The following is a 21,134-nucleotide window of genomic DNA, read 5'->3' as shown; positions in this document are numbered from 1 at the left end:
TATGAACTTAATTAAGAGTATTTCTTCAATCGCCAGCTCCTCGGTCCTCTCGCAGGCGATCGGCGCTTTTTCCGTATGGCTGATTTCCCATCGCTACGGCATGGCGGAAGTCGGGCACTATGCGATGATCTACAGCAACGTGCTGATTGGCGCGCAGGTTTGCACCTTTGCGTCGCAGCTGCTGATCCCGCGCCAGGAAGAGCATGAGCTGGGGCAGAACGTGGTGTTTTGCCTGCTGCAAAGCCTGCTTCTGGCGCTGCCGTGGGCGGTCATCACCGGACTGATATTCCATCTCAATATCGCGTTTCTCTACCTGCTCACCTTCGGCTATGCGCTGGTTTTGATCGCCGAGAACCTCTCGCTGCGCGGCGGTAACTATCAGTTCCTCACCTTCCAGCGTATCGCCGTGTCGCTGGTGGTGGCGATAGCTCTGCTGGCGATGCCGAATACCACGCTGTTCTATATTGCCTGGATGGCGGGCATTTTGCTGCTGCTCGGCCTCTGCCTGCTGCGTTTGTTTCGCTTCAGCACCCTGACGCCGGCGCACTTTTCACCGCGGGCGAACGGCCTTTTTGCGCGCCAGCACTGGCAGCACCTCAGCCGCGTAGGCAGCGCGGAAGTGCTGGCGATGGCCAGCAATAACCTGCCGACGATGTTGATAAATATCTGGTTTTCACCGCTGGTCGCCGGCTATTTCTCGGTGGTGAGCCGCTTCTGTTTATCACCGGTGATGATTGTCGGTAACGCGGTGCGCAACTCCATCTTTTCAAAATGGTCGATGGATTTTCGCAACGGCACCTTTAACTATCCGGAGTACAAAAAGATTCGCCTGCTGCTGATGGCCGCGGCGCTGATCTGTATCCTTGGGATCTGGATTTTCTATCCGCTGGTCATGCGCCTGGGCTTCAGTCAGGAGTGGCTCAATTCCATTCCGACCTCACGCTATATGCTGCCCTATCTGTTCGCCGCGCTGGCCGTCAGTCCGCTGACCGTTATTGAGCTTATCTTTGGTTCTAAACGCTATTTTTTACGCATTCAGATCGAGCAGCTGCTGATTATTATCGTCGCTTTTATCGCGCTGCCTGAATTGGGCCAGCGCTATGAGATAGCCCTCCTGACGTTCTCCGTGCTGACCAGCATTCGCTATCTGTTCATCCTGCTGAAAATGAACAAACGGGCGCTACAGCTCTCCCGGCAGGAGCAGAAAATATGCAGCTAAACACCGGTCGCTATCTGGAGGTATTCGCGCTGACGACCATCGTCTTCTGCGGCACGATTCAGTATTTCACCGGCGTGGCAGCCGTGCTGTGGCTCCCCTTTTTCATGGTGCTGGTGATGGTGGTCCTGCTGATGATGCAAAGCCGGCCGCAGCCGCTGGCGCTTAGCGCGCGCGAGAAGGTGGTGCTGGCGCTGTATCTGACGTTTATCATCCTCAGCCTCTGCGCCACGGTTTTACAATCCGGCATCGTTACCGCCATCGTCGGCTTCAAAAATGAACTGGCCCTGTCGCTGGTGATGTTTTGCATGCTGCTCGGCATGTTTCGCGAGTCGCAGCTGCACCGCCTGACCCGGCTATTTTACTGGCTGTTCTACGTCCAGTTCCCGCTGGCTATCTATCAGGTGCTGGTGGTGGTGCCAAAACGCGTGGCTTTGCGCGGCGAGGATGAAAAGTGGGATTCGGTGGTCGGCACGTTTGGCGGCGACCCGATGGGCGGCGGCAATACCGCGGCCATGGGGATGTTCTGCCTGCTGATTATGCTGCTGAAGGTGTCCGAATTTAAGCACGGTATCTGCTCGTTCAAGTCGATGGCGGCGCATATCGTGCTGGCCTTTTTCCTCTGCGTGGTGGGCGAGGTAAAATTCGTGATTCTGCTGTCGCCTTTCTTACTGGCGCTGCTGTGGATCATGCCCGCTTACGTCAGCGGCATCAGCAAAGTCACCCTGCGCTCGTTGATGATTATCGCCGCCGGAATGGTGGTGCTAATTTTTGCCGCTATCACCATTCTGGCGTCCAATTACTCGTCGGCCTTCGGCGGGGACCCGACCAAAAGCGCGCTCTCGGTATTTATCGATTCCCTCGGCTATATCTTTGATACCAATTACATTATGGAAAGCGGCGAGCTCGGCCGGTTTACCACTATTTTCTTCTGGCTCCAGCATAACGAGCTTTTTGGCCCCGGCGGGATGCTGTTTGGCTACGGTCTGAACGCCACCAACAGCGGCAGTACCGTCTCCCCCGGCTATATTGGCGCCTGGTATCATCTGATACTCGACTCCACCGCGCTGAGCATGATGCTGTGGGAAGTCGGTATTATCGGCGTGATCTTATTTATCGCCATGATTGCCGCTATTCTCATCGGCATGCGGCCCAAAGAGACCTTTTCCCGCTACGATCTCAAACGGGAAGATTTACAGCTGCTCAGCTCCGCGCCTGCGTTTTACGTCTTTGCCATTGGCTGTTTGCTCAGCCTTCCCTACAGCCAGATCCTGATGATCATTCCCATGCTACAGTTTTTATTATGGCTGGCCCTCGGGGCGCTTATTGTCATTCATCGTTCCGTCCGTCTGAACTCCGGTACCCAATATGAATAAAACGCCATCAATTACCGTCAGCATTAAGACCCTCAACGAAGCGCAGGGTATTGAAAAAACGATCGACAGCGTCCGCAAGCAATTGCAGCCTTACCCGCATCAGATTATCGTCGCCGATAGCCTGTCCACCGATAATACCCGCGAGCTGGCCGTCGCCAAAGACGCGATGGTGGTCTGCCTCGATAACGCGAAAGATCGCTGCTGCGGCGTGGGCCACCAGCTGGGCTGGTTATTCAGCGAAGGGGACTATCTGCTGCTGCTGGACGGCGATATGGAGCTGGAGCCGGGTTTTCTCGACACCGCCGTGGCGTTTCTTGAAACGCATCCCGAATATGCGGGCGTGGCGGGCAGCGTCGAGATGGATGACGCCGCTAACTATGAGTTTAAATCGCGCAAGCAGCGCCTGCATCTTATCTATCCGCAGGGCGATACCGATCATCTTGGCGGCGGCGGCCTTTACCGCCGTTCGGCAATCGAGAAAATTGGCTATCTGACCAATCTTAACCTTCACGGTTATGAAGAAGCCGAATTGGGGATCCGTTTACAGGCCGCGGGCTATAAACTCCACCGCCTCGCCGCGCCCTATTTTAGCCATGCGTCCTATACCATGCCGACGTTCAAAATGCTGACCTATCGCTGGAAGAACGGTTTTTTATGGGCGCCGGGTGAGCTATTACGCAACTGCTGGGGGAAAAAGCATTTCCCCGCCGCGCTTAAGATTGTTCGCAACGAACTGATATTCACGCTGTATATCCTGGTATTGATTATTTGCCTCCTGTCGTTCAATCCCGGGGTGATTTTTATCGCCCTGCTTCCGCTGCTGGCATTTATCGCGCTGAAGGCGATTAAAAATAAGTCGCTGCGGGACGGCGTCCAGAGCGTGGTCAACTTATCGTTATTTTCCGCAGGTATGGTGCGAGGCCTGCTTAACTCCGTTCGCGATCCGCTGAAACAACCCGCCGTGACCGTCTCCAACCCAAAACATATCCAGACAGAACATGAAAATATTATTCGTTAATAAATTCTTTTTTATTAAGGGCGGAGCGGAAACCGTTTTTTTCCAGGAGCGAGACGCCATGCTGCAAGCGGGCTATCAGGTTGTCGACTTCAGCATGCAGCATGCGGAAAATAAGCCTTCGCCCTGGGAAAGCTTCTTCGTACATAACGTGGATTATCATCAAAGCCACGGGCTGACGGGCAAGCTCAAAGCGGGCATCGACTTTATCTACAACGCTGAGGCCTGCAATAAACTCAACACCCTGCTGCTGGAGCAGCGCCCGGATATTGTGCACTTTCATAATATCTACCACCAGCTGACGCCCGCATTGATTGGCGTCGCTAAGCGCTTTGGCTGCAAAACCGTACTGACGGCGCACGATTATAAAATCGTCTGCCCATCGTACACCATGCTACGCGATGGCCACGTCTGCGATGACTGTCTTACCGGTTCGGTGAGCAATGCCTTTCGCCATCGTTGCCAGCAGGGCGATACCTTTAAAAGCCTGCTGCTCTCGCTTGAGGCCTACTGGCAAAAGTTCGCGCAAAATTACGCCATGCTCGATTGCATTATCGCTCCCAGCGAATTTATGCGTCAGACGCTGCTGCGTAAATTACCCAGGTCGCGGATCGATGTGATCGTCAACGGTATTGATGCCAGCACCACGATCCCGGGCGATACGGCGGGGGATTATTTCCTCTATATCGGCCGCTTGAGCCGTGAGAAAGGCGTGGCCACCCTGGCGCTGGCGCAGCAAAAAATGCAGCAGTCCATGCCGCTGAAAATCGTCGGCGATGGCCCTCTCGGCAGCGACCTGCGCGCCCGCTTTAGCGGTCCGGAATTTCTCGGCTATATGCGCCACGGAGACGCGCTCAACGCGTTGATTCGCGGCGCGCGGGCGGTGATCGTCCCTTCCGAATATTATGAAAACTGCTCGATGTCGGTGCTGGAGGCCATGGCGTTCGGTCGCCCCGTCGTCGGCGGCAATATCGGCGGCATTCCGGAGCAAATTCGCGATGGCATTGATGGCTATCTGGTGGAACCCGGGGATGCCGACGCGCTGGCGCGCATCATGGATAGCCTGGCCGCCAATCCGCAGCAGGCGCGTGAAATGGGCATCAACGCACGCCAGCGTTTAGAGGAGAAATACGATCTCGCCCGGCATATGCAGGTTCTGCAGGAACTCTATCAGCAGCTCGTGGGGGAAGCGAAATGAAGCTCAAAGTGACGGTGCTTGGCACCCGCGGTATTCCGAACGTCCAGGGCGGCGTTGAGACCCATTGCCAGAATCTTTATCCAGAAATCTATCACCAGAATCACGCCGATATCTGCGTCATTGCCCGCTCACCGTACGTGGACTATCGCCGTAGCGAATATAAAGGCGTGCGGTTGAAAAGCCTGTGGGCACCCAAAAGCCGTAAATTCGAAGCCATTATTCACTCTACGCTGGCCGCCTTCACTACCCTGTTTGACGGCTCAAATGTGGTTCACGTTCACGCGGTCGGCCCTGGCCTGGTGGTCCCGCTGCTGCGCCTGCTCGGCAAGCGCGTCGTTTTTACCCACCACGGCCCGGACTACGATCGCCAGAAGTGGGGCAAAATGGCGAAAGAGATGCTGCGCCTCGGTGAGAAATGGGCGGTGAAATATGCTAACGAGGTTATTGTTATCTCGGAAGTGATTAATACGCTCATTAAGACCAAACACGGCCGTACCAACGCTAACGTGATCTATAACGGCGTGCGCCAACCGCAGCTTCCCGCCGAAGAGACGCGACGGGCCACGCTGAATCAGTATTCGCTGGAAGCCGGACAATACGTTGTCGCCGTCGCCCGTTTTGTGGAAGAAAAGGGGCTGCACGATCTGCTTGCCGCCTACAAAGCCTCGAACTGTTCGCTGCCGCTGGTGCTGATTGGCGATGCCGACCATCCCGATGAGTACAGCGAGCGGCTGAAGAAGCAGGCGGCCGAAACCCCGGGAGCGATCATGACCGGTTTTATTAGCGGCGATCCGCTGCACACTTTGTTCTCACAGGCCGGGCTTTTTGTTCTACCGTCTTATCACGAAGGGCTGCCCATTGCCCTGCTGGAAGCCATGTCCTGGTCACTGCCGGTTATCGTCAGCGATATCCCGGCCAACCTCGAGATTGGCCTGCCTGCCGAGGTCTATTTTCCGACGGGCAATGTCGCCGCGCTGGCGCAAAAGCTCCAGTCCTGGCGCGGCGAGGAGACCGCGGATTACAGCCAACTGATGCCTAAATACCGCTGGCCGGACATTGCGGCAAAAACCGCTCAGGTCTATCAGCGTTTAATGAATAAGAGTCAACCGTGACTAAATCAACATCCGACCTGGTCGTCGAGCGCTTTTATTCCGCGCTTGACCCGGAAACAGAAACCTCACTCACGCCGGAGCAAAAGCGCGGTATTGAACAGGCGCTGGTGAGAGCGAGCCTGGCCTCGCGCCATCGCATTGATTTTCGCCATAGCTTTCCTTTTCTGCATCGCCGCTATTTCGTGGTCTTTTTATGCGGCCGCGATCTGCGCAAAATTCCGCGAGAGAGTACTCTGCTCGGGCGTATATTCTCCACCCTGGCGATTACCATCGCCGTGCTGTTCGCCATTCTTGCGGTGCTGCTGGCGCTCTATATGCTGAAATCCGCGCTGGGTATCGATGTGTTTAAAAACTTCCACGTCGGTATCTGGACGTGGTTTGTGAACCTCCACGATAAAGTGAATTAACGATGAGCTCTTATTCGCTGCGCCGCGCCGCGCGCCTTGTGGCGCTACTGCTGGCCGGAGTCATACCCTCAGCGGCAGTGCTGGCTGAACGCACGGTTATCACCCCGCCGGCCTTTACCGGTCTGTTGACGAACCCAGGGATCGGCGTGGCCAGTTTCCACGATGGTTATGGTCAGAAACCCTCTCTGAAAGAGTATCCGGACACCGGGTTTGAATACGATCGCTTTTACTGGAGCGATCTGGAGCCTGAAGAAGGCGTCTATGATTTTGCGCCGATCGATCGTGCTTTCAGCGTCGCCGCCCGGCATCAGCCGGCGATGAACGTCGGATTGCGTTTCATGGCGCTCGATGAACCGCAATCGGGCTCGAAAATCCCCGCCTGGCTTATCAAAAAAGGCATTCAGGGACAATGGGTCGAAAATGGCAAAACCTTTGTGCCGGACCTCAGCGATCCGACCTTTATCGCCTATGCGCAAAAGCTGCTTAACGCCCTCGGCGCGCGTTATGACGGCAATCCGAACCTCGGGTTTGTCGATATCGGCATGGTGGGTTCGTGGGGGGAATGGCACAACTCCAATTTCCCTGACGTTGCGCCGTTGCTGGAAAAGTACGCTCCGGAGCAGCTCAATCGCTACGTTGATATGCACTTCAGCAGTTTCCCGAAAACGCCCAAAATCATGTTAATCAGCGGCGGTAATTCGCTGGCCTGGGCCAGCCAAAAAGGCGCGGGGTGGCGCGCGGATTGCTGGGGAGACTGGCATAACTTTTCCGCAGAGTGGAGCCATATGCGCGATGACTATCCTCAACGCCTGGCCGCGGCGCAGACGGCGTGGTCCGGATTTAATGATAGCTGGCAGCACGCCCCCGTTAGCCTGGAAATTTGCGGTTATATGGCGGAGTGGGAAAGCGTGCAGCACTATACCCGCGAAGAGGTCCAGGCAAGCTTCGACTGGGCATTAGCGCAGCACGCCAGTACCCTGAATCTGAAATCGCGTCCGGTGCCGGCAGCGTATCGCGATATCGTTGATAGCGCGTTATTGCGAATCGGCTACCGCTACCGGGTGGGTCAGCTGGAATGGGATACGCCCGTACGCAGCGGCATGCCGCTTACGCTAAACGTCACCTGGCGTAACGACGGCGTCGCGCCAGCCTATCTCCCGTACCTTGTGCAATGGCGGATAGTCAATGACGCCGGAACTACCGTTACGCAAATCAAAACGGCGGATGACGTTCGCCAGTGGCTGCCCGGCGAACATCACAGCAGCGCTACGCTGCCGCTGCCTGCCGGACTCCCGGGCGGCCAATATCGTCTGGAAGCGGCCCTGACCAATTATCAGGGCCAGCCGCGTATTCAACTCGCTAACGAAGGTAAAACCGGTGATGGATGGTATTCACTGGCTTCGTTTAACCTTAAGGAATAACCATGTTTGAGGCTATCAGGCTGGTCGCCCGGGAAATCAAATCCTGCGGCGGCATAAAAGCGAAAATCGCGGTTCTGCTTTATCGTCTGGCGACGCTCTATCGCAGCCGTAATCCTCTGTGGAAGATCTGCGGGATCCCCTTCGTTATTCTCAATATCGTGATTAACGAGTGTTTATTTTGCATTGAGCTGCCGTGGCGAGCGCGCATTGGCTATGGGCTGAAGCTGTATCATCCGCACTGCATCGTGATTAATCGGGGAACGGTCATCGGCCAGAACTGCACCCTGCGCCAGGGCGTCACGATTGGCAGCGTGACCGACAGTCAGGGTCGTGAGGGCGACAGCCCGCTCATCGGCGATAACGTCGAATTTGGCGCCCACGCCGTGGTGATTGGCGCGGTCACGCTGGGCGACAACGTCAAGGTTGGGGCAGGCACGGTGGTGACCAAAGATCTGGCCGCAGGAATGATTGCCGTCGGTCAACCCTGTCGGATATTAAACGGTATTTAGCGCGGGTTTGCCTGGGAAGGAAACCCGCGCTGGTCGAAACGCGGGTTTTATTGCGAGCAGGATGACAGCCGCTGACCGGAACTCAGGCTCTCAGCTTAACCGGTTCGCTAAAATCATCGGCGGGCTCCAGCTTAAGACTGAACGTCGCCAGCAACGCTTCGGCTCGTTCGTGAAAACCACGTAGCGTCTTTTCAAGCTTTTCAGTGACTTCAGGATCGTCAATCGCGACCGGACGCCAGACGCCCTCTTTGTCGAACAATCCAAACTGATAGCTATAGGTGAAGCGCGATTCCTGCGCTTCCATCTCCATCCACCATCCCCAGAACTCGCGTTTTTCAGGCGCTGGTTTTACGTTGACGCAAACAGCCAGGCAATCGAAAAAGAAGCGGTTGTCTTCACATTGCTCCTCACGGATGTAAGGGCCAAGCGCCGTGAATTTCTTAATCAGCTTACTCTTCAGGTGTCCACTCGGTAACGTCATTGCGATCTCCTTTAGTGATGCCATGACGTTACCAAATCGATAGAATTTAGCAATATATTAACTAAATCTATGGCTAATCCAGCGGGCGATCTGCCGCAGCGCGTGATCGAAATTGCGATAGACCGGATTGAACGGGATCTCCAACAGCTTGCCGTCGGATGATGATGAAGTAATCAGCCGCGACTCCTCCTCCGGGCTGAACGGATCGTCTTTCCAGAAGCCTGAGAGCATCGGCGTGGGGCAGCGGCGTCCCAGCAGCCCCTGAACCTTCAGGGAATAGCGGTTAAGCTCAACGCGCAGCGCGTCGTCGGAAGCGTCATGCATCCCCAGCCGCGAAGCCAGAACGTCAAGATACATCTCCGGCACCCGCCCCTGATGCAGCGGGTCCACCAGCAGGCCGTGTACCACCGGCCCCAGGCAGGCCACCGCCTTCAGGCGCTGGGACTCAAGATAGCCCAACCGCACGGCGATATTCGCGCCGAAACGGAAACCAAAGGCGGCCACGCGGGTATGATCGACCCAGGGCACATTAGCCAGATGCTGCAGCACATACTGGTGCAGCAGACTGGTATCCTGGGTCAGCTTGCATTTTGAGGAGAAACCGATGGAAGGCATATCCACGGTCAGCATAGCGATACCCAACGGCGCAAAATAGTTTTCATACAGGTTGTAATAGTCGGTCTGTAGCGCGTCAAGCCCGCCGCACATCAGTACCGTCGGGAACGGCCCATCGCCTGGCGGCATATGCAGGAAACCGGTGATCGGCGCGGCGCCGGGGATAGAGAACTCCAGCTCTCGCAGCTTGCCGGGCAAGCGCTGAGCGGCTTCTTCATAAGCCCGGTATGCCAGCACCTGCGCCTGTTCCGCCAGCTCATCGCCCTTGATGTGCGGATAGGCGGCAATGCTGTAAAGGTTTGCCGCATGGAGCCAGTGACGACCGCTCACGAGCAGATTCTCTTCCTGACCGGCCTTCTGCTGCCAGTCCATCGCCTGTTTGGCCCATTCAAAGATCCAGTTGCCGCCGCGATAGCCAACGACCGTATCGTAAAGCTCCGGGTCGGTTCGCTCGGCATCGCTCATGACGATGCGCGCCTGCACGTCGAGGATTTCCTGCGGCGTCACGCCACGCCAGATCCACATCAGGCGGTTAATCAATCGATACCAGTGATCAACGTGATTACCGCTGAGCGCAGACTGGATCGGTTGCTGCGCTCCGGTATTAAACCGACGCACCAGCGTAGAGGTTTCCGGATGTTTGAATCGGGGTTTAAACAGCGTTTCGCTAAGGTTAGCCTGGGACATGTGCAGCCTCCATCATGTTGCCACTGAAGCTATTGTAACCTGCGCAAGGGTAAAAAAAACCACGCCCGGCAAAACCGGGCGTGGTAATTAGCATTTATGCTGGAAATTAACGACCTGCGATAGGCGGTACGAACACCACGCCCATATCCCACGGCTGTTCAATCCAGGTATCCTGGGGAATATCAACAACATAATCATCAACCAGCGGGCGACCGGCCGGTTTTGCGAAGATAGTGACAAAATGTGCTTTCGGATACATTTCGCGGATGGCTACGGCGGTACCGCCGGTGTCGACGAGGTCATCGATCACGATAAAGCCTTCGCCATCGCCTTCAGCACGTTTCAGCACGGTCAGTTCACGCTGATTATCGTGGTCATAGCTTGAGATGCAAACGGTATCAACATGACGAATACCCAGTTCACGCGCCAGTAGTGCTCCCGGTACCAGACCGCCGCGGCTAACGGCAATAATGCCTTTCCACTGTTCAACCGGCAGCAGGCGAGTGGCCAGCTTGCGGGCGTGAATCTGCAACATGTCCCAGGTGACGACGTATTTTTCGCTCATGTGAAGTGTCCCAGCCTGTGTAATACGGCTTAAATAATGTTCGAGGGGGAAAATGGTTGCGCGAGATTATAGAGATCTGACGCGCTAAAAACCAGCGTTAAGCGGCCACGACGACTCTTTTTACGTGGTTTACACTACCAGAGTACACGGAAAGTGGTATTCTCAACCCCATCGCGCAAGCCCGGGCTTGTAGTGTATTTGATTGCTAACCCCTCGATCTGCAAACGACTTTTGCAGGTGATTGTAAGGAGACTTATCGTGTCTGAACTGTCTCAATTATCCCCGCAGCCGCTGTGGGATATTTTTGCCAAAATCTGCTCTATTCCTCACCCCTCCTATCACGAAGAACAGCTCGCTGAGCACATCATGGGCTGGGCAAAAGAAAAAGGCTTACACGCGGAACGCGACCAGGTTGGCAACATTCTGATTCGTAAAGGCGCGACTGCCGGTATGGAAAACCGCAAACCGGTTGTGCTGCAGGCGCACCTCGATATGGTGCCGCAGAAAAACAACGATACCGTTCATGACTTCGCTAAGGACCCGATTCAGCCGTACATCGACGGCGAGTGGGTCAAAGCGCGCGGCACCACCCTGGGCGCCGACAACGGTATCGGCATGGCTTCCGCGCTGGCGGTACTGGCTGACGACAACGTGGTTCACGGCCCGCTGGAAGTGCTGCTGACCATGACGGAAGAAGCCGGTATGGACGGCGCGTTTGGCCTGCAGGCCAACTGGCTGCAGGCGGATATCCTGATCAACACCGACTCCGAAGAAGAAGGTGAGATTTACATGGGCTGTGCGGGGGGTATCGACTTCACCTCTGACCTGGCGCTGACCCGCGAAGCCGTTCCGGCCGGTTTCCAGAGCTTTAAGCTGACCCTTAAAGGACTCAAAGGCGGCCACTCCGGCGGCGAGATCCACGTTGGTTTAGGTAATGCCAACAAGCTGCTGGCACGCTTCCTCGCAGGCCATGCTGAAGAGCTGGATCTGCGCCTGGTCGATTTCAACGGCGGCACCCTGCGCAACGCGATCCCGCGTGAAGCGTTCGCGACAGTCGCCGTGGCCGCGGATAAAGCGGACGCGCTGAAAGCGCTGGCTAATGAGTACCAGGCGATCCTGAAAAACGAGCTGGCGGCCAAAGAGAAAAACCTGACTGTGCTGCTGGAGTCGGTTGCTAACGAGCAGCCTGCGCTGACGGCCCAATCTCGTGATACCTTTGTGCGTCTGCTGAACGCCACGCCAAACGGCGTCATCCGCAACTCTGATGTGGCAAAAGGCGTGGTGGAAACCTCGCTGAACGTCGGCGTGGTGACCATGACCGGCGACAACGTGCAGATTCACTGCCTGATTCGCTCGCTGATCGACAGCGGCAAAGATTATGTCGTGAGCATGCTGGATTCGCTGGGCAAGCTGGCCGGTGCGAAAACCGAAGCGAAAGGCGCCTACCCGGGCTGGCAGCCGGACGCCAACTCGCCGGTGATGCATCTGGTGCGTGAAACCTATCAGCGTCTGTTCAACAAGACGCCGAACATCCAGATTATCCACGCGGGCCTGGAGTGCGGGCTGTTCAAAAAACCGTATCCGGATATGGACATGGTTTCTATCGGGCCAACCATCACCGGTCCTCACTCCCCGGATGAGCAGGTTCATATCGAAAGCGTGGGCCAGTACTGGACGCTGTTGACTGAACTGCTGAAATCCATTCCGGCGAAGTAAGACAACACAGGCCCACTCCGCAGAGAGTGGGCCTTTTCTTTATAAAATGACCGAGCGAAAGCACGCCGTGCCGATTGTGGTAACCGCATCCGGGCATACCTGTCACGCGCTGTATGTGGGGTCGATTTGCCGCCGCATCAAATAATTAAGAAATTGTTCACCCCGCGCCGTCACTTCCTGTGGCTGCATAACGGTGAAGCCGTGACGCGCAAAAAAGGGCTTTGCCGTAATACTGGCCTCTACCGTATAAACGCGCTCAGGAAGCTGCCTCAATAGCGTATTGAGCAGCGCGCTGGCGACGCCCTGGCGGCTATAGTCGGGAGAGACAAATAGTAAATCGATATAGTCATCCACGGCGGTAATAAACCCGACCGGCGAGGCATCATTTATTGCCACCAGTACGCGTGACGCCGCGAGTTTTTGCCGCCAGCGGGCTTCATCAACCTGCGCCCAGGCGGCAATTTGCCGGGGGGAATAGTCGGCGCTGGCGGTCTCTTTAACGGCGCGTAAAAATAGTGCGCATAGCGCCGGAAAATCCCGCTCTTCGTACATTCTTATCGTTAACATCGTTACAATCCCAAAACGAGTTGCCGCTCCAGCTGCGGATCAAGCAGCGTCACGTGCAGCCCCACCAGCCTTACTCCCCGACCTCCGCGCCGCTCGTGCCAGGCTTTATGCGCGGTAGAAATCAAATCATCTTTATTCAGCCGGGGCCAGACATGTTCCTGGGTGGTGAGCTGAAAATCATTAAACTTCAGCTTGACCCCCTGACGGGCAATCAGCAAATCCGGTTTAACCTTCGCCAGTCGCCGTTCCAGCTCCGGGTAAAGGTTCTCAATAATCGATTCACACTCCGCCCATTCGTGGATATCTTCTATCAGGGTTCGTTCAACGCCCACCGATTTGCGCTGGCGCTCGCTGCTGATTTCTCGTTCATCAATCCCCTGGCTGCGTTCCCACAGTATCCGCCCAAATTTACCAAAGCGCTTGAGCAGCATCGCCAGATCGCTGTTCTGCACATCTTCACAGGTCCTCAGCCCCATGCTCTCGAGCTTCGCGGCGGAAACCTTGCCGACGCCAGGGATCTTCGATAGCGGCAACGTTTTGACAAACTCCGCGACCTGATGCGGCGCAATAACAAACTGACCGTTGGGTTTATTCAGATCCGAGGCGATTTTTGCGAGAAATTTTACCGGCGCAATTCCTGCGGAGGCGGTCAAATTTAGCTCACGATGGATGGTCTCGCGGATCTCCTGCGCCATCAGCGTCGCCGACCCCTGACAATGAACGCTGTCGCTAACGTCGAGATAGGCTTCGTCCAGCGATAATGGTTCGATTAACGAGGTATAGCGGGAAAAAATCTCCCGGATATGGTTCGACGCCTCTTTATAGGCGTCAAAGCGGCCGGGAAGCAGCGTCAGGTGGGGGCAAAGTTTGAGCGCGGTGGCGGTTGGCATGGCGCTGCGCACGCCGAATTTACGCGCCGGATAGTTAGCCGTACTGATAACACCGCGCTGCACCCGACTGCCGCCAATGGCAATAGGGATGTCGCGCAGTGCCGGGTTGTCACGCATTTCCACCGCCGCGAAGAAGCAGTCCATATCAACGTGGATGATTTTACGCATAGCCAAACCTTAGACTGTACATGCATACAGTATAGCAAAATACGGCGAAATTTAATCTTTTTAAATCCACTATCCTGAAAAACGTGCTACAACATAAAAATGCAATAAATATAAGTTACTTTTCATATAGTTATATGAGTATATAAGGTGAATGCAATCATGAAATCAATACTTACTGCGCTTGGTTTGCTTATTGCCAGCAGCGCCTGCGCCGCGCCGCAGCTCATTGCCCATCGGGGAGGCACCGGCGATGCGCCGGAAAATACCCTTCCGGCGATAAAACTTGCGCTGGAGAATAAGGCCGAGGCGATTTGGATAACAGTACAATTAAGCCAGGATGGCGTTCCGGTCTTATATCGCCCGAGCGATCTGTCCGCGCTGACTGACCATACGGGGAAAATCTCAAGCTTCAGCGCTGCCGAGCTGACCCGTATGGACGCGGGATGGACATGGGGCGGTGAAACTCACCCCTGGCGCGGTAAAAACGCAACCATTCCAACGCTGCAATCGGTACTGGAACAGTGGCCACAGACCTTCTTTTACATCGATATCAAATCACCTGATGCAGATCCGGCCATCATGGCGGCGCGTCTTAGCGAAGTACTGCAAAAGACCAATAGCCTCTCGCGCGTACGGGTGTATTCAACGGAAGACCGCTATATCGCGGCGCTGCCAGCATCTATCCCCCATTTCGTCAGCCGGGGCGAAACGCGAACGAAGCTGGCTAATATTTCGCTTAGCCACCAGTGCCAGCCAACTGCGGCGTCGGGCAATGAATACTGGTACGGTCTGGAGCTGAAACGCAAGGTAGAAATAGTGGAGAAGTTCACGCTGGGCGAAGGCGTATCGCCAGCCACGCTCACCTGGGATAAAGAAGCTATGGACTGTTTCCGCTCACAGGGCAAAGCCCATATTGTCTTCTTCGGCATTAATAGTGCCGATGATTTTCGTACCGCAAGCGAGCTGGGCGCCGACGGCGTGATGGTAGACTCGCCGGCGAAAGCGAAAACCTGGTAAATCAAAAAAGGCCGCACGGTGCGGCCTGCTGATTATAGGATGCGATCCTGCTTGCGCTGCGCTTCGCGAGCCAGGCGTTTTTTGCGCGCATCGCAGGGCTCAGGACAGTCGCAGACCTTTTCCATACCCAGCGATGAGATCCCGCCGCAGCTGCCCTGAATACTTTTGCGCTTGATCAGATAACCAAGCGACATTCCCAGGATAACCAGCGCGAAAATCACGAAGGTCGCGACAAATACCGTCAGCATCATCAGCCTCCAAAATCGTCCAGCATGATGTTTTCATCCTCAACGCCGAGATCTTTAAGCATTTTAATGACCGCGGCGTTCATCACCGGCGGCCCGCACATGTAGAATTCACAATCTTCCGGCGCCGGGTGATCGCGCAGATAGTTTTCATACAGAACGTTATGAATAAAGCCGGTATGGCCGGTCCAGTTATCTTCCGGCTGCGGATCGGAGAGCGCCACGTGGAAGGTAAAATTCGGGTTTTCCCGCGCCAGCTGCTCGAATTCGTCATCATAGAACATTTCTCGCAGAGATCGCGCACCGTACCAGAAGCTGATTTTACGTTTGCTGTGCAGTCGCTTAAGCTGGTCGAAAATATGCGAGCGCATCGGCGCCATCCCCGCTCCGCCGCCGATAAAGACCATCTCAGCATCCGTTTCTTTGGCAAAAAACTCCCCAAACGGCCCGGAAATCGTCACTTTATCGCCCGGCTTCAGCGACCAGATATAGGAGGACATGATCCCCGGAGGCGCATCAGGTACCTGCGGCGGCGGCGTTGCGATACGCACGTTGAGCATGATGATACCCTTCTCTTCCGGATAGTTAGCCATGGAGTAGGCGCGTAGCGTTGGCTCTTTCACGTCAGAGACGTAGCGGAAAAGGTTAAATTTATCCCAGTCGCCGCGATACTCGTCCGGAACGTCAAAATCGGCATAGGCAACCTTGTGCGAGGGGCATTCGATCTGAATATACCCGCCGGCCCGGAACGGAACCGCGTCACCGTCCGGCACGCGCAGCTTCAGCTCCTTGATAAAAGTGGCTTTGTTATCGTTCGAGATAACTTCACACTCCCACTTCTTAACGCCAAAAATCTCCTCCGGCAGCTCAATTTTCATGTTCTGCTTCACCGCGACCTGGCAGGCCAGACGGCAGCCCTCTCTCGCCTCACGCTTGGTGATATGAGACAGTTCGGTAGGCAGAATATCACCGCCGCCCTCTTTCACCGTCACCCGGCACTGGCCGCAGGAACCGCCGCCGCCGCAGGCGGATGAAACGAAGATACCGTTGCTGGAGAGCGTATTCAGCAGCTTGTCGCCGGCCGGAGTACGAATTTGTTTATCCGCTTCGTTATTGATTTCAATGACCACGTCGCCCGCATTCACTAATTTCGAACGCGCGGCCAGTATCAGCCCCGATAGTACCAGGACGATCAGCGTGAACATCACTACGCCAAGAATTATTTCCATACTTTCCGCCCTTATAGCTGCACACCGGAGAATGACATAAAGCCCAGCGCCATCAGACCCGTGGTAATAAAGGTGATCCCTAACCCGCGCAGACCCGCAGGCACGTTTGCGTATTTCATTTTTTCACGAATGCCCGCCATCGCCACAATTGCCAGCAGCCAGCCGATGCCGGAGCCAAAGCCGTAAACGATAGATTCGGTGAAGTTATAGTCACGCTGCACCATGAAGGAGACGCCGCCAAAGATCGCACAGTTGACGGCGATCAGCGGCAGGAAGATCCCCAGCGCGTTATAGAGCGTCGGGAAGTACTTATCGAGGATCATCTCCAGGATTTGCACCAGCGCGGCAATCACGCCAATAAAGGTGATAAAGTTCAGAAAGCTTAAGTCGACGCCTTCAACCAGCGCACCGTCGCGCAGCACCAGGTTATACACCAGATTATTGATCGGCACCGCCAGCCCAAGTACGACCGTTACCGCCACGCCGAGTCCGAAAGCGGTCGAGACCTTTTTCGATACCGCGAGGAAAGTACACATCCCAAGAAAGAAGGCCAGCGCCATATTTTCAACAAACACGGCGCGAACAAACAGGCTAATATAATGAGCCATAATCGGTTACTCCTTTTCCTGCTGTTCAGGCTTCCAGCTGCGCACCGCCCAAATCAACAAACCGATAATGAAGAACGCACTGGGCGCCAGAAGAAACAGACCATTTGGCTGGTACCAGCCGCCGTTCTGCACCGTTTCCAGCACGGTAATACCGAATAGCTTACCACTGCCGATCAGCTCTCTCAGGAAACCGACGATGATTAGGATCGCCCCGTATCCCAGACCGTTGCCAATACCGTCCATAAAGCTCGCCAACGGCGGCGACTTCATGGCATAGGCTTCGGCGCGCCCCATCACGATACAGTTAGTGATGATCAAACCGACGAAAACCGAAAGCTGTTTCGAGATCTCATAGGCAAACGCGCGTAGCACCTGATCGACGACGATAACCAACGAAGCGATAATCGCCATCTGTACAATGATGCGCACGCTATTCGGAATGTGGTGGCGAATCATGGAGATAAACATGCTGGAGAATGCCGTAACCAGCGTCACCGCAATGGTCATTACAAAAGCGGTCTCCAGCTTGGTGGTCACCGCCAGCGCGGAGCAGACGCCCAGTACCTGCAGAGTGATAGGGTTATTAGCGATAAGCGGCCCCACCAGCACGCGCTTCATTTCTTTCATGTCGCCCAAATCAGCCATTATTCAGCTCCCCTTCTCGCACCTTTTGCAGGAATGGGCCAAAGCCCAGTTTGCCCATCCAGAAATCAAAGCTATGCTGCACGCCGTTTGACGTCAGCGTTGCGCCCGACAGGCCATCAACGGCGTGCAGGTCGCCAGGACGCGCGCCGCCTTTGACGATTCTCAGCGCAGGCATCCCTTTATCATCAAGCACCTGTTTACCGACGAACTGCTGGCGCCAGTTGGGGTTTTCAATTTCCCCGCCCAGCCCCGGCGTTTCACCGTGATCGTAATAGGTGATCCCTTTGACCGTGCGGCCATCGGTTTCCAGCGCCACAAAAGCGTACATCACCGACCACAGGCCATTACCGTAAATAGGCAGTACCACTTCCTGAATCTGCTGCTTTTCATCGCGCACCAGGTAAATTTCGGCAATATTACTGCGGCGTTTGATACCGGCAGGATCCTGACTCGCCTCCAGCTGTAGGCTCTGCTGAGGGTCTTTCAGGGCCTGGGCCTGATTAAACTTGCCCGGATCTTTATCCAGCAGCTCACCGCTGGCTAAATCGACTAAACGCGGAGAGATATGGGCCTTAAAAATGTCAGCCACTTCATCTGCGCTCATTCCCTGCTTCATCAGACCGGCAACCGCCAGGATATTGCGCTGTTTATCGAGAGCGCGCTGCTCCTGCTGGCGCGATTTTAGCCCCACGGCAGAACCGGCGACCACAATTGAGCAGACCAGACAAAGCACCAGCACCACCAGCAGCGTTTTGCCGATGCTATCGTTACTTTTATTCTCAGCCACGCGATTTCCTCCGCTTAATATTGGCCCGCACCACCAGGTAATCAAACAGCGGCGCGAAGAGGTTGGCGAAGAGGATCGCCAGCATCATCCCTTCCGGATAGGCCGGGTTGACCACGCGGATCAGGACGCACATCACGCCGATCAGCAGGCCGTAGCTCCATTTACCTTTATCCGTAAACGACGCGGACACCGGGTCCGTCGCCATAAACATCATGCCGAAGGCAAAACCGCCGAGCACCAGATGCCAGTACCACGGCATGGCAAACATCGGGTTGGTATCAGAGCCTATAAAGTTAAACAGCGTCGCGGTGGCCACCATGCCGATGAAAACCCCTGCGACAATGCGCCACGAGGCCACGCGACCAAAAATGATGATGGCGCCGCCGATGAGAATCATCAGCGTCGAGACTTCGCCAATCGACCCCGGGATATTGCCGAGGAAGGCGTCCATCCAGCTTACCGGCTGGCCGGTAGAGACGTTAACCAGCGATTCACCGCCGCCGCTTGCCCACTGGGATAACGGCGTCGCGCCGGAGAAACCATCCGCCGCAGTCCATACCAGGTCGCCGGAAATTTGCGCCGGCCAGGCAAAGAATAAAAACGCGCGCCCCGCCAGGGCTGGGTTGAGAAAGTTACGCCCGGTTCCGCCAAAAATCTCCTTGGCCATGACGACGCCGAAGGTGATCCCGAACGCGGCCTGCCATAGCGGCAGCGATGGCGGCACAATCAGCGCGAACAGAATTGACGTTACGAAGAAGCCTTCGTTTATTTCGTGCTTGCGCACGATAGCAAACAAGACTTCCCAGAACCCGCCGACAAGAAACACGGTGATGTAGATAGGCAGGAAAAATACCGCCCCCAGGGTCATCATACTGAGCCAACCGGCGTCAGCGGTGAAGTTCACCCCCAACCACTGCGCGATGCTGTAGTGCCAGTTCCCGGCGATAACCTGCTGCAGCTGCTCAGCGCCGTATAATTTATGCAGTGCAGGAATGGTCTGCAGGCCAACGTTATACATTCCCCAGAACATCGCCGGGAAAACGGCGAACCACACCAGAATCATCATCCGCTTGAGATCGATGGCGTCTCTGACGTGCGCCGCGCCGCGCGTGACCTGCCCGGGGGTGTAGAACAGCGTCGCCGTCGCTTCAAACAGCGGATAGTATTTTTCCAGCTTGCCGCCGTGCGTAAAGTGCGGCTCAATTTTGTCAAACAGTTGCTTTAAGCCCATCACTTATCCTTCCTGCTCTATCTGGGTTAACACGCTGCGCAATGCCGGGCCATATTCATACTTGCCGGGACATACGTAGGTGCAAAGCGCCAGGTCTTCTTCATCCAGTTCCAGACAGCCCAGCGCCTGCGCGCTGTCGGTATCCCCCGCCAGCAAATCACGCAGCAGCATGGTGGGCAGAATATCCAGCGGCATCACTCGCTCATAGTTGCCAATCGGCACCATAGCCCGCTCGCCGCCGTTGGTATCCGTCGAGAAATTAAATAGCTTACGCTTCATAAAATGGCCGAGCGTGGTGCGGGTGATGGAAAATTTATCTTTCCCGGGCATTACCCAGCCGAACAGCTCTTTCTCACGCCCCTCTTTTACGACGCTTATCTGTAAATGAAAGCGGCCAAGAAAAGCATGGGGCCCTTGAGCATGCGTTCCGCTGAGGACTGAACCAGAAATAACGCGGTTTTCATCATCCAGAAGTTCATCTGCCAGCAGTTCATCAAGGCTGGCGCCAGAGCAGGTCTTTAATAAACGAGGCTCTTTCACCTGCGGGCCGCCGAGCGCAACGATACGTTCGCTAGACAACTCCCCTTCAAGGAACAATTTGCCAACGGCGATAACGTCCTGATAGTTAAGATGCCAGACCTGCTTTTTCAGGCTAACCGGCTCGAGAAAATGGATGTGGGTCCCGACCAGCCCGGCCGGATGCGGCCCGGCAAACTGGTTGAAGGTCACCTGGCCCACGGGATGCCCGCCAAGCTTGCCACCGCTGGCCTGGCAGACGTGGACCTTACCGTCGGTCAACCGCGTCAACAGGGTTAAGCCCGCGTCAAAAGCCTCGCGCTGGGCCAGAATGATTGGCTGAGGGTCTGCCGCCAGTGGATTCGTATCTATGGCAGTGACAAATATGGCCGCTGGAACGCTGCCCGGCGCAGGTATTTTGCTGAAAGGGCGGGTGCGAAACGCCGTCCACATCCCCGACTCCACCAGCTGCTGCTGCACGGCCTCGCGCGTCAACGCGGCAAGATCGGCTAATTCATAGTGGGGAAAGTGAACGGCATCATCGCCATCTACGTCAATAACGACCGATTGCAGAACCCGCCGTTCGCCGCGATGAATGGCGCTGATGGTTCCACTCGCAGGGGCAGTAAATCGCACGCCAGGATTTCTTTTATCTTCGAACAGAAGCTGACCTTTTTGTACCCGGTCGCCTTCACGCACCGCCATTGAGGGGCGCATACCGATGTACTCTTCACCCAACAGCGCAACGCGCTTGACCGCAGTCTTCGAAGAAATCTGCTGTGATGGCATGCCAGCTATGGGCAAATTCAGCCCTTTCGTGATTTTAATCATATCGTTAGCAGGTATCCGTTACGTAAACCCCGGCATCAGGCCGAGGCCAGCATAATTAATGGAAAATAAGAGGAAGAAAGGA

General features: G+C 55.5%; 22 protein-coding genes. 10 read left to right on the top strand and 12 right to left on the bottom strand.

Going from position 1 to position 21,134, the window contains the following annotated elements; translation table 11 throughout:
- Window position 1 precedes the first annotated feature (1 nt).
- The 8 genes from CDA56_RS06635 to CDA56_RS06600 are packed head-to-tail and all read left to right on the top strand — an operon-like array spanning window position 2 to window position 8,254.
- Window positions 2–1,219 (top strand): lipopolysaccharide biosynthesis protein, encoded by a 1,218-nt coding sequence (locus CDA56_RS06635; RefSeq protein ID WP_014228045.1) that lies wholly within the window; start codon window positions 2–4, stop codon window positions 1,217–1,219.
- Entirely contained in the window at window positions 1,210–2,592 is a 1,383-nt protein-coding gene (locus CDA56_RS06630) for a hypothetical protein (protein ID WP_014837479.1), read from the top strand. Before CDA56_RS06635 ends, CDA56_RS06630 begins: the two co-directional genes overlap by 10 nt.
- Window positions 2,585–3,610 carry a glycosyltransferase family 2 protein gene (locus CDA56_RS06625; protein ID WP_064378308.1) on the top strand — a complete coding sequence of 342 codons (1,026 nt, stop codon included), beginning with the start codon at window positions 2,585–2,587 and terminating at the stop codon, window positions 3,608–3,610. The genes CDA56_RS06630 and CDA56_RS06625 overlap by 8 nt, the downstream gene beginning before the upstream one ends.
- Window positions 3,591–4,805 carry a glycosyltransferase family 4 protein gene (locus CDA56_RS06620; protein ID WP_064378307.1) on the top strand — a complete coding sequence of 405 codons (1,215 nt, stop codon included), beginning with the start codon at window positions 3,591–3,593 and terminating at the stop codon, window positions 4,803–4,805. The genes CDA56_RS06625 and CDA56_RS06620 overlap by 20 nt, the downstream gene beginning before the upstream one ends.
- Entirely contained in the window at window positions 4,802–5,917 is a 1,116-nt protein-coding gene (locus CDA56_RS06615) for a glycosyltransferase family 4 protein (protein ID WP_049080492.1), read from the top strand. Before CDA56_RS06620 ends, CDA56_RS06615 begins: the two co-directional genes overlap by 4 nt.
- Window positions 5,914–6,324: a hypothetical protein gene (locus tag CDA56_RS06610; RefSeq protein WP_025107261.1), complete on the top strand. Its 411-nt coding sequence runs from the start codon at window positions 5,914–5,916 to the stop codon at window positions 6,322–6,324. Before CDA56_RS06615 ends, CDA56_RS06610 begins: the two co-directional genes overlap by 4 nt.
- A 2-nt stretch (window positions 6,325–6,326) precedes the next feature.
- Window positions 6,327–7,745, top strand: coding sequence for a DUF4832 domain-containing protein (locus tag CDA56_RS06605; protein WP_103815436.1), 1,419 nt, complete (start codon window positions 6,327–6,329; stop codon window positions 7,743–7,745).
- Between the two features lie 2 nt (window positions 7,746–7,747).
- Complete coding sequence (locus tag CDA56_RS06600) at window positions 7,748–8,254, top strand: serine acetyltransferase (RefSeq protein ID WP_103815434.1); 507 nt, start codon at window positions 7,748–7,750, stop codon at window positions 8,252–8,254.
- A gap of 82 nt (window positions 8,255–8,336) precedes the next feature.
- Here the strand turns inward: CDA56_RS06600 and crl are convergent, their stop codons facing one another.
- From crl to gpt, 3 genes are all read right to left on the bottom strand, one after another.
- Window positions 8,337–8,735, bottom strand: coding sequence for a sigma factor-binding protein Crl (gene crl, locus CDA56_RS06595; RefSeq protein WP_004847949.1), 399 nt, complete (start codon window positions 8,733–8,735; stop codon window positions 8,337–8,339).
- A 57-nt stretch (window positions 8,736–8,792) separates the two neighbouring features.
- Window positions 8,793–10,037: an esterase FrsA gene (gene frsA / locus CDA56_RS06590; protein ID WP_004129202.1), complete on the bottom strand. Its 1,245-nt coding sequence runs from the start codon at window positions 10,035–10,037 to the stop codon at window positions 8,793–8,795.
- Between the two features lie 106 nt (window positions 10,038–10,143).
- Window positions 10,144–10,602, bottom strand: coding sequence for a xanthine phosphoribosyltransferase (gene gpt, locus CDA56_RS06585; protein WP_004129200.1), 459 nt, complete (start codon window positions 10,600–10,602; stop codon window positions 10,144–10,146).
- Between the two features lie 258 nt (window positions 10,603–10,860).
- Here gpt and pepD point away from each other — a divergent pair, with 258 nt between their 5' ends.
- Window positions 10,861–12,318 (top strand): cytosol nonspecific dipeptidase, encoded by a 1,458-nt coding sequence (pepD, locus tag CDA56_RS06580; protein ID WP_025107264.1) that lies wholly within the window; start codon window positions 10,861–10,863, stop codon window positions 12,316–12,318.
- A gap of 102 nt (window positions 12,319–12,420) precedes the next feature.
- Here pepD and CDA56_RS06575 read toward each other — a convergent pair whose 3' ends face one another.
- Both CDA56_RS06575 and dinB read right to left on the bottom strand, forming a co-directional pair.
- The gene (locus CDA56_RS06575) at window positions 12,421–12,885 is read right to left on the bottom strand and encodes a GNAT family N-acetyltransferase (protein ID WP_025107265.1); all 465 of its coding nucleotides are present in this window, start codon (window positions 12,883–12,885) and stop codon (window positions 12,421–12,423) included.
- Window positions 12,886–12,887: 2 nt separating this feature from the next.
- Complete coding sequence (gene dinB / locus CDA56_RS06570; protein WP_025107266.1) at window positions 12,888–13,943, bottom strand: DNA polymerase IV; 1,056 nt, start codon at window positions 13,941–13,943, stop codon at window positions 12,888–12,890.
- A 159-nt stretch (window positions 13,944–14,102) separates the two neighbouring features.
- Between dinB and CDA56_RS06565 the strand changes: the two genes are divergently transcribed.
- Window positions 14,103–14,960: a glycerophosphodiester phosphodiesterase family protein gene (locus tag CDA56_RS06565; RefSeq protein ID WP_025107267.1), complete on the top strand. Its 858-nt coding sequence runs from the start codon at window positions 14,103–14,105 to the stop codon at window positions 14,958–14,960.
- A gap of 32 nt (window positions 14,961–14,992) precedes the next feature.
- Here CDA56_RS06565 and nqrM read toward each other — a convergent pair whose 3' ends face one another.
- The 7 genes from nqrM to CDA56_RS06530 are packed head-to-tail and all read right to left on the bottom strand — an operon-like array spanning window position 14,993 to window position 21,052.
- Window positions 14,993–15,208 (bottom strand): (Na+)-NQR maturation NqrM, encoded by a 216-nt coding sequence (gene nqrM / locus CDA56_RS06560; RefSeq protein ID WP_004847934.1) that lies wholly within the window; start codon window positions 15,206–15,208, stop codon window positions 14,993–14,995.
- A gap of 2 nt (window positions 15,209–15,210) precedes the next feature.
- Entirely contained in the window at window positions 15,211–16,434 is a 1,224-nt protein-coding gene (gene nqrF, locus CDA56_RS06555; protein ID WP_004847931.1) for an NADH:ubiquinone reductase (Na(+)-transporting) subunit F, read from the bottom strand.
- An 11-nt stretch (window positions 16,435–16,445) separates the two neighbouring features.
- A complete protein-coding gene (gene nqrE / locus CDA56_RS06550; RefSeq protein ID WP_004847929.1) occupies window positions 16,446–17,042 on the bottom strand; it encodes an NADH:ubiquinone reductase (Na(+)-transporting) subunit E in 597 nt (198 codons plus the stop codon).
- A gap of 6 nt (window positions 17,043–17,048) precedes the next feature.
- Complete coding sequence (locus tag CDA56_RS06545; protein ID WP_004099162.1) at window positions 17,049–17,687, bottom strand: NADH:ubiquinone reductase (Na(+)-transporting) subunit D; 639 nt, start codon at window positions 17,685–17,687, stop codon at window positions 17,049–17,051.
- Window positions 17,680–18,474 (bottom strand): Na(+)-translocating NADH-quinone reductase subunit C, encoded by a 795-nt coding sequence (locus CDA56_RS06540; RefSeq protein WP_004847924.1) that lies wholly within the window; start codon window positions 18,472–18,474, stop codon window positions 17,680–17,682. Before CDA56_RS06540 ends, CDA56_RS06545 begins: the two co-directional genes overlap by 8 nt.
- Window positions 18,467–19,705, bottom strand: coding sequence for an NADH:ubiquinone reductase (Na(+)-transporting) subunit B (locus tag CDA56_RS06535; protein WP_004847922.1), 1,239 nt, complete (start codon window positions 19,703–19,705; stop codon window positions 18,467–18,469). The genes CDA56_RS06540 and CDA56_RS06535 overlap by 8 nt, the downstream gene beginning before the upstream one ends.
- Window positions 19,706–19,708: 3 nt before the next feature.
- A complete protein-coding gene (locus CDA56_RS06530; protein WP_048261280.1) occupies window positions 19,709–21,052 on the bottom strand; it encodes a Na(+)-translocating NADH-quinone reductase subunit A in 1,344 nt (447 codons plus the stop codon).
- Between the last annotated feature and the right edge of the window lie 82 nt (window positions 21,053–21,134).

This window comes from Klebsiella michiganensis (genome assembly GCF_002925905.1).
In the GTDB taxonomy this organism is placed as follows: domain Bacteria; phylum Pseudomonadota; class Gammaproteobacteria; order Enterobacterales; family Enterobacteriaceae; genus Klebsiella; species Klebsiella michiganensis.
This window is presented reverse-complemented; position numbering and strand designations above follow the sequence as displayed.

Coding starts and splice junctions, on each gene's coding strand:
- CDA56_RS06575 (WP_025107265.1), bottom strand. CDS start 12,885: ATGTTAACGATAAGAATGTACGAAGAGCGGGATTTTCCGGCGCTATGC.
- CDA56_RS06605 (WP_103815436.1), top strand. CDS start 6,327: ATGAGCTCTTATTCGCTGCGCCGCGCCGCGCGCCTTGTGGCGCTACTG.
- crl (WP_004847949.1), bottom strand. CDS start 8,735: ATGACGTTACCGAGTGGACACCTGAAGAGTAAGCTGATTAAGAAATTC.
- CDA56_RS06625 (WP_064378308.1), top strand. CDS start 2,585: ATGAATAAAACGCCATCAATTACCGTCAGCATTAAGACCCTCAACGAA.
- CDA56_RS06630 (WP_014837479.1), top strand. CDS start 1,210: ATGCAGCTAAACACCGGTCGCTATCTGGAGGTATTCGCGCTGACGACC.
- CDA56_RS06600 (WP_103815434.1), top strand. CDS start 7,748: ATGTTTGAGGCTATCAGGCTGGTCGCCCGGGAAATCAAATCCTGCGGC.
- CDA56_RS06620 (WP_064378307.1), top strand. CDS start 3,591: ATGAAAATATTATTCGTTAATAAATTCTTTTTTATTAAGGGCGGAGCG.
- frsA (WP_004129202.1), bottom strand. CDS start 10,037: ATGTCCCAGGCTAACCTTAGCGAAACGCTGTTTAAACCCCGATTCAAA.
- CDA56_RS06565 (WP_025107267.1), top strand. CDS start 14,103: ATGAAATCAATACTTACTGCGCTTGGTTTGCTTATTGCCAGCAGCGCC.
- CDA56_RS06535 (WP_004847922.1), bottom strand. CDS start 19,705: ATGGGCTTAAAGCAACTGTTTGACAAAATTGAGCCGCACTTTACGCAC.
- gpt (WP_004129200.1), bottom strand. CDS start 10,602: ATGAGCGAAAAATACGTCGTCACCTGGGACATGTTGCAGATTCACGCC.
- dinB (WP_025107266.1), bottom strand. CDS start 13,943: ATGCGTAAAATCATCCACGTTGATATGGACTGCTTCTTCGCGGCGGTG.
- CDA56_RS06635 (WP_014228045.1), top strand. CDS start 2: ATGAACTTAATTAAGAGTATTTCTTCAATCGCCAGCTCCTCGGTCCTC.
- CDA56_RS06615 (WP_049080492.1), top strand. CDS start 4,802: ATGAAGCTCAAAGTGACGGTGCTTGGCACCCGCGGTATTCCGAACGTC.
- CDA56_RS06530 (WP_048261280.1), bottom strand. CDS start 21,052: ATGATTAAAATCACGAAAGGGCTGAATTTGCCCATAGCTGGCATGCCA.
- nqrM (WP_004847934.1), bottom strand. CDS start 15,208: ATGCTGACGGTATTTGTCGCGACCTTCGTGATTTTCGCGCTGGTTATC.
- nqrE (WP_004847929.1), bottom strand. CDS start 17,042: ATGGCTCATTATATTAGCCTGTTTGTTCGCGCCGTGTTTGTTGAAAAT.
- nqrF (WP_004847931.1), bottom strand. CDS start 16,434: ATGGAAATAATTCTTGGCGTAGTGATGTTCACGCTGATCGTCCTGGTA.
- CDA56_RS06545 (WP_004099162.1), bottom strand. CDS start 17,687: ATGGCTGATTTGGGCGACATGAAAGAAATGAAGCGCGTGCTGGTGGGG.